1 protein-coding gene is annotated in these 1085 nt (G+C 73.2%); it reads right to left on the reverse strand.

The genetic code is table 11. The annotated features are described in order from the left end of the window. Positions 1–212: 212 nt before the first annotated feature. Complete coding sequence (locus tag ACFXOZ_RS34965; protein ID WP_380593942.1) at positions 213–950, reverse strand: SDR family oxidoreductase; 738 nt, start codon at positions 948–950, stop codon at positions 213–215. Positions 951–1085: the final 135 nt, after the last annotated feature.

The following is a 1085-nucleotide window of genomic DNA, read 5'->3' on the forward strand; positions in this document are numbered from 1 at the left end:
TTATTACACCAAGACCCCATATCCGCTTTTCACACCCTGGCGGGTGTGGTCTTATTTTTATAAACCCCCCTGCCCCCGCCCACGGGGGGGGGGCCCCCGGCCCCCCCGGGGCCCCCACCGCCTTCGCTTTGCCCGGACTTGGGAGAAGAACGCCATGTCCACGGCAATTGTGAAGAAGGCCGGGCGGCGGGGTCGGTTTTGGGCGGCGGGGGTCAGTCCTGGGCGGTGGGGCGCACGACGATCTCGCTGACGTCGACGCCGTCCGGCTGCGCGACGGCGTAGCCGATGGCCGAGGCCACGGCGGAGGGCGGCATGGCGATCTCGTCGCGCCGGCGCACCAGCGCGGCCGCGACCTCGGGGCCGGCCCCCTTGCCGACGCCCTCGGTGTGGGTGAAGCCGGGGGAGACGAGGGTGACGCGCAGGCCGGGCCCCGCCTCCTGGCGCAGGCCCTCGGTGAGCACCTTCACCGCCGCCTTGGTGGCCGCGTACACCCCCTGCGGGGGCCTGACGACGTACGCCGCGGTGGAGCCGACGTTGACGAACTGGCCGGCGCCCTGGCGGCGGAAGACGGGCAGGGCCGCCGCGATGCCGTTGAGCAGGCCGGTGACGTGGGTGGCGACCATGGCGTCCCAGTCGTCCTGGCGCAGCTCGTCGAACGGCGAGACGGCCATCGTGCCCGCGTTGGAGACCAGCACGTCGAGCCGCCCGTACCGCTCCAGGGCGGTGTCCGTCAGGAGCCGCAGGTCCTCGCGGCGCCGGACGTCGACGACGACGCCGGTGGCGTCGGCGCCCCGGGCGGTGACGGCGTCCACGACGGCCTCCAGCCGCTCCCGGCGCCGGGCCCCGAGCACCAGGCGGGCGCCCCGCTCGGCGAGGTGGTGCGCGGTCGCCTCCCCGATGCCGCTGCTGGCGCCCGTGATCGCGATGACCTTGCCCTGGATGCCCGACATGAGCTCCTCCTTCTCCCCGGTGCGTGCGCGGCGGGCGCCCTGGCCTACAGTGAAAACGGAGGCGCCCCCGCTTTCTCCACGTTAAGTGGGGGCGCCTCCGTTTATCAAGTCGCGGACCATCGACGAAGGGAACGG

This window comes from Kitasatospora sp. NPDC059160, from assembly GCF_042755465.1.
Lineage (GTDB): Bacteria > Actinomycetota > Actinomycetes > Streptomycetales > Streptomycetaceae > Kitasatospora.